This is a genomic window from Planktothricoides sp. SR001 (assembly GCF_001276715.1).
GTDB classification, from domain to species: Bacteria; Cyanobacteriota; Cyanobacteriia; order Cyanobacteriales; family Laspinemataceae; genus Planktothricoides; species Planktothricoides raciborskii.
In genome coordinates this window covers 48,391-54,736 of sequence record NZ_LIUQ01000044.1, presented here as the reverse complement: position 1 = coordinate 54,736, position 6,346 = coordinate 48,391, and the positions used below count along the sequence as shown (strand labels likewise).

4 protein-coding genes are annotated in these 6,346 nt (G+C 44.8%); 2 read left to right on the top strand and 2 right to left on the bottom strand.

Features of this window, described 5'->3' with window-relative positions; translation table 11 throughout:
- Positions 1-96 precede the first annotated feature (96 nt).
- On the bottom strand, positions 97-2,520 hold the full coding sequence (locus AM228_RS21545) for an endonuclease MutS2 (RefSeq protein ID WP_054469008.1): 2,424 nt from the start codon (positions 2,518-2,520) through the stop codon (positions 97-99).
- A gap of 264 nt (positions 2,521-2,784) precedes the next feature.
- A complete protein-coding gene (locus tag AM228_RS21540) occupies positions 2,785-3,630 on the bottom strand; it encodes a 7-carboxy-7-deazaguanine synthase QueE (RefSeq protein WP_054469007.1) in 846 nt (281 codons plus the stop codon).
- A gap of 79 nt (positions 3,631-3,709) precedes the next feature.
- On the opposite strand from AM228_RS21540, the gene AM228_RS21535 reads away from it, so the two are divergent.
- Both AM228_RS21535 and AM228_RS21530 read left to right on the top strand, forming a co-directional pair.
- Positions 3,710-4,735 (top strand): ABC transporter permease, encoded by a 1,026-nt coding sequence (locus tag AM228_RS21535; protein ID WP_054469006.1) that lies wholly within the window; start codon positions 3,710-3,712, stop codon positions 4,733-4,735.
- Between the two features lie 299 nt (positions 4,736-5,034).
- Positions 5,035-6,321, top strand: coding sequence for a P-loop NTPase fold protein (locus AM228_RS21530; protein WP_054469005.1), 1,287 nt, complete (start codon positions 5,035-5,037; stop codon positions 6,319-6,321).
- The last annotated feature ends 25 nt before the right edge of the window (positions 6,322-6,346 follow it).

Genomic DNA, 6,346 nt, shown 5'->3' with positions numbered 1-6,346 from the left:
TTGCCTGTTGCCTTTTGCCTTTTGCCTGTTGCCTGTTGTTAGTTGTTTGACTAATAACCACCAACCAAAGAATCCCTACCCAACAACTAATAACTATTATTTTAAATAGGCAATTGTGACACCAGATCCACCATCTTTATCTTTGGCTAATTCATAATTTTTAATTTGCGGAGATTGGTCTAAAATTTGATGAACTCCTTCCCGTAATTTACCTGTACCTTTGCCGTGAATAATCCACAAAGCGCCACCCACCGGGACTTGGGCAGCGATCGCCTGTGTTAATTCCATCTCCGCGTCTGCCACTCGGCGCCCGCGCAAATCAACGGTATTCCGCGAAGTTCTAATTGTCGGTACAGAAGACGATCCAGAAGCCGTAGCTGCCGGAACCGTGACTTTGGCCGCCTTTAAAATTTTTGGTTCAACATTTTTAACTGGGGGCGGTTCTACTTTTTCCCCATTGAGGGATTCAATATCCGTGAGTGCCACAGTCATTTTCATAATGCCAAATCGGACAATTAACTCCTGATCTGCTAAGGACACCTCCAGAACTTCAGCAGTTTGGCCTAATTTCGGGATTCTAATGCGATCGCCCACCTTGGGCTGATATCCGGGTTTGGGTTTAGCCTTGACTTGCCGGGACGGGAGATATTGCTCAGAAATTTCATTTAATGCCTTAGTTGCTTCTTGAGCATCTTGACCCGTTTGATTCCCTTCTTGCAAACGGCGAATCACTTGGGCAATTTCCGCCTTCGCTTGGGCCAACTCATTTAATAAGGTTTGTTCTTGTTGCTGACGCAGCAGTTGTTCTCGTTCTTCCAAAGACCGGGCAGCCTGAGACACTTCTTGATTCAACTTTTCCGCCTGGGCTAATAATACCGCTGCTTCTTTCGCTTTGATTTCTTGTTGCCGTCGTTGAGACTCCAACCCGGCAATCACCTGATTAATTTCCGCACCGCCACTCGGCGCCACGTGAGTTTTCGCCACTTCAATAATTTCTGAACTTAAGCCCAAGCGACTGGCAATGGTCAGGGCATTCGATCGCCCCGGAATGCCCCAAAGCAGACGATAAGTGGGGGAAAGACTCACATCATCAAATTCTACCGCCGCATTTTCAAACCGTTCATCCTGATATTTCAAGGCTTTGAGTTCGCCATAGTGCGTGGTTGCCACGGTCAGTCCCGCATAGTCTGCCAGGTGTTGCAACAAGGCGATCGCCAATGCACTGCCTTCGGACGGGTCAGTCCCTGCGCCCACTTCATCCAACAACACCAAACTTTCCTGACTCATAGCCGCCAAAATCCGAGTAATCCGGCGGATATGTCCAGAAAAAGTAGATAAACTTTGTTCTAGGGACTGTTCATCCCCAATATCTGCCAGCACTTCGTCAAACCAGGGCAATTCCACAGGTTCTCTAGCGGGGATAAAGAGGCCAATTTTAGTCATCAGTGCCGCCAGTCCCAGGGTTTTCAGGGTGACAGTTTTTCCCCCGGTATTCGGGCCGGTGATGGCGACAACCCGAATATGGGGCGAAATCATTAAATCAATCGGCACCACGGCGGGGCCTTGTTCGTGGTGATGTTGCCAAATGAGCAACGGATGGCGCAGTTGACGTAAGGTAATCAAGTCAGCGGCGCTGCGGTCAATAAATCTAGGGGGGTTTGCTTTCAGCCAGTAGCTATAGCGGGCGCGGGCTGTGGCTAAATCCAGGGTAGTGGCGATCGCCAATAACCGCTCTAAATCTTCATTCACCGCTGCCACTTTTTCCGTTAAAGCCCGCAGAATTGCTTCTTCCTCAGCTTTTTCTTGGCGCAATAGCACGCGCAGCCGATTATTCATCTCCACGATCGCATTCGGTTCGATGTAGAGAGTGGCGCCAGTGGTGGAACTATCGTGAACAATGCCGGGAATCGAATCTTTTTGGGGCGCTTTTACCGGAATCACAAAGCGATCGGACCGCTGGGTAATTAGCTGTTGCTGAATTGCCCCACTTTGGCGCTGCATAATCTGTTGCAACGTTTGGTAAATGCGATCGCGGACTTGCTTCAGTTGACCACGAATAGCGCCCAGTTGAGGACTAGCGCGATCGGCAACTTCTGCCCGTTCATCAATACAATGGTGAATCTCTTGTTCAAGTTCGGGATAAGTCCGTAAATCTTCCACCAACTCTTTCAAAACCGGGATACTCGGTTGGCTATCAATCACCCGGCGCAGGTTACGCATTCCCGCCAAAGTGGTGGCGATCGCCAACAATTCCACGCAGCTAAGGATCCCGTGCAACTGTGCCCTTTCCAGAGAATCACCAATATCGTGAATCCCCTCAAAAGACAAACTGGTGGTCAAGGCGGTTTCCAAATGGTAAACCTCCTTCGTTTGCGTCAACAGTTGCTCGGTTTCGGCCAAACTTGTAGGTATGTGAATTTGACGGGCTGCGATCGCGCCCAACTTAGTGGCGGCAAACGTGGCCAGATGTTCGCACAAGCGAGGCCATTCTAGGAGTTCTAAGGTTTCCGACTGAATCAACGGACTTACTGCTATTTCGCTACTTCGGGGACTGATCAACTTAATTTAACTCAAAAATCGATAGTAGTAATGACAATTCTGATTTTCTACAGAAATTTAATACTACATTATACTACATTTTCACCGCAGCAATCCATCATATCAATTTTCGATAACATTAGTGATTTGTTGTTGGTTGTTGGTTATTCGTTGTTCGTTATTCGTTATTCAGACCCACCAACAAACAACCAACAACCAACAACCAACAACCAACAAACAACAAATCTATAACTGATTCATCATCTTATGAGTTTGCGCCACCACCCGCACCTGCTTCAACTCGCGTTTCATCAACCCTTGCCACTCAAGCACCTGTTCTGGAGTCGGGGGCAGCATCGGTTTCTGTAACTTATCTTTCTGCAACTTATCTAAATTCTCACCCTGTTTTCCTGGCAAAATCTCCCAAGGTTTCAACGGAGTCACAGGTTGCAAAAAAACTGGAATCATTGGACTTTGCGCCGCCACCAAATCCCTAGCTTGAATCAACTCATCGGGATTCGTATCTTGAGAAATAATAATTTTCACAAAAACCTCCACGCCCCCATCCCCACAAACTTGCAAAAACTCCTCATGGGCAGCCCAGCAATTTTCCCCACTCACACTAGGCAACTTCACATCCATCCCCACCAAATCCAAATCCTTTAAAATCATCCTTAACTGTTGGGGACGATGCCCCCCAGTTTCCAAATAAATCGGTAAACCAGTCTTTTCCTTCACCACCGGCAAAAATTCCTGTAAAAACGGCGCGTGTAACAACGGTTCGCCGCCGGTCAAACTAATACTGTCATGTAAACCTGGTGGCAACATTTGCTGTTCCACCCACCCCAACAACTGAGACTGAGTAACCGGATTAGCATAAGTCACAAAATCTCGTTTTCCCGGAGTCTGTTCAATCCTACAAGTATCCGAAGGCTGCCAAGTATGGGCGCTATCACAGAAATGGCACCGTAAATCACAAATCGCAAATCTAATAAAAATCTGTCGAGTCCCCACATTCAGCCCTTCTCCCTGAATGGCGGAAAACAGTTCAATCAGTCTCGCAGTGGCTAAATTTTTAATAGTTTCTGTCATTTCCCAAATCTCTCTAGCAACAAAATCTTTTATCTTATAATTTTTCTGTCACTCTCTTAATCATCTTCAACCCTCACCCATGTCTCGATCTAAAGCCCTCCAGTCCTATATCATCATCCGTCTCATGCTGGCGCCGCTGATGTTATGGACAATTACCACCTTAGTGTTTTTATTGCTTCGTGCCACTCCCGGCGATCCAGTGGATGCTATTTTAGGGCCAAAAGCCCCAGAAGCGGTTAAAAATGCCTTGCGAGAACAGTTGGGACTCGGAGATCCCCTCTGGCAACAGTACCTTAACTATATGGGTGACTTGTTGACATTTGACCTAGGCACTTCCCTGACCACTCGCGGGCAGTCCGTTTGGCAAATTATTCAGCAATATTTTCCCGCTACGTTAGAAATTGCGGTGTTTAGCATGGTGGTTGCCTTGGTGGTGGGAATTGGTGTGGGAATGCTTTCTGCCTCTCGTCCCAATACGGGTTGGGATGCTGGGGGACGGTTGTTTGGGATTCTCACATACTCTTTGCCTGCGTTTTGGGTGGGAATGCTGATGCAGTTAATCTTTGGGGTGACATTGCGTTGGTTTCCTTTGGGGACTCGCTTTCCCATTGCCCAAACTCCACCCCAAGGGCCGACGGGACTTTATACGATTGATAGTTTATTAAGTTTTAATTTAGGTCAGTTTTTTACCACTTTACATTATCTGGCTTTGCCATCTTTAACTTTGGGTATTTTAATTAGTGGTATTTTTGAGCGGATTGTCCGAGTTAATCTCAAACAAACATTAAAAGCGGATTATGTGGAAGCAGCCCGCGCCAGAGGCATTCCTGAAAGGAAAATTTTAGTCAGTCATGCGTTGAAAAATGCCCTAATTCCCGTGATTACGGTGATGGGTTTGACCTTGGCGGCATTATTAGGCGGTGCCCTATTAACTGAGGTGACTTTTTCTTGGCCTGGTTTAGGGAATAAATTATATGAAGCGATTTCTTTACGAGATTATCCCACGGTTCAGGGAATTGTGGTATTTTTTGCCGCAATTGTCGCGATCGCCAGTATCGTGATTGATATTATCAATGCCTATATTGACCCCCGAATTAGATATTAAGAGAAACTTGGGTCGGTAAATGTCGCCCAATAAATGTAGGGACATGGCATTGCCGTGTCCTTTGCAACTTAATCGCTCGCGATCGGCTATAATATATAGCAGTCCTAAATGATTTATAACATCTGTCTTCTCCCCTCTCCCTTTCTGGGAGAGGGGTCGGGGGTGAGGGTCTTCCACAACTGATTTAGGACTGCTATAGATGAATCAATGTGATAAAATAAATCAAAAAATATCACCGAAAATCAGGGCACGGCAATGTCGTTTCCCTACGGCGACCAAAAATTATCAATAGTTGTAAAATGTCTCAAGAACTATTACAAAAATTTCAGCAAGCATACAAAAATCTTGACTTGTCACCCCTGTTAAGTGCGACAGCATTGGCAGAATTTGGCATAGAATATCAAGAAGATACCATTATCGAATTAGAGCAACTGGTTGAGGATAGTCCCATTCAAGATAGTAAAATTATTTTTACTGGACATCGGGGTTGTGGCAAGTCTACCTTATTGGCTGATTTTAGCCGGCGGATGCAAGAAAATTATTTTGTGGTATTGTTCTCGATTGCTGACATGATTGAAATGTCGGACGTGAATCATATTAATATTCTATTTGCGATCGCTCTTCAGTTGATGGATGAAGCAGACAGACAAAATGTACCAGTTCCCAAATCCACTAAAGAGGCGATCGAAAAATGGTTTGCCAGAAAAATTCGCATTGAAACCAATCAACTGAGTACAGAAACTTCTGCTGGGTTTAATCTGTTTAAAATTCTTGCCGGAAAATTAAAAGTAGACGCCACAATTCGCCAAGAAATTAAGCAAGAGTTTATTCGTAAAACTTCTGAATTAGTCGAGCAAATTAATATTATTGCCGCCATCATTAAAAGTGCTTCGGGGAAAAACCCCCTGGTGATCATTGATGACTTGGATAAACTAGACCTCGGACTTGTCCGGGATATTTTCCAAGACCATATTAAGGCGTTATTTTCACCAAATTTTACAATTATTTTTACCCTTCCCGTTTCCGCTTTGCGAGAAATGCGGTTAAAAGAGACCATTGAAAGCGCAAGCAAGGATCAGATTGTGTTTATGCGGGTGTCTAAGCTATTTGCAAAGTGGGAACGGAGAGAAGCCGATGCCAAGCCAAAACCTGAAGTAATGAACCAGCTAAAACAACTCTTGAGTAAACGAATTTCCAGCGATATTCTGGAAGCAGAAACGGCGGAAAAAATTATTTTATATAGTGGTGGAGTATTGCGGGAGTTAATTCGGATTTCTAATGAATGTTGCCGGATTTGCTTGCGATTATTGCGCCGATATCCAGACCGAGATGATCTGAAAATTAATCATCAGATATTAGCAGAAGCTGTGAATAAAATACGGCTGGATTTTGAATTACGGTTAGGATTAGCTGAATATGAAATTGTCACCACAACTTATAAGGAGTTAATGCCGGAAAATCCCACAGAACAAAAATTTTTAGACTTATTACATGGGTTGTATATATTGGAATATCGCAATCACGATCTTTGGTACGATGTCCACCCCATTGTCACTGAGTCGTTGCAAAAGCAGCGAAGGATTTAAAATATCAAAAATTTATTGATAAATA

Coding starts and splice junctions, on each gene's coding strand:
- AM228_RS21530 (WP_054469005.1), top strand. CDS start 5,035: ATGTCTCAAGAACTATTACAAAAATTTCAGCAAGCATACAAAAATCTT.
- AM228_RS21540 (WP_054469007.1), bottom strand. CDS start 3,630: ATGACAGAAACTATTAAAAATTTAGCCACTGCGAGACTGATTGAACTG.
- AM228_RS21535 (WP_054469006.1), top strand. CDS start 3,710: ATGTCTCGATCTAAAGCCCTCCAGTCCTATATCATCATCCGTCTCATG.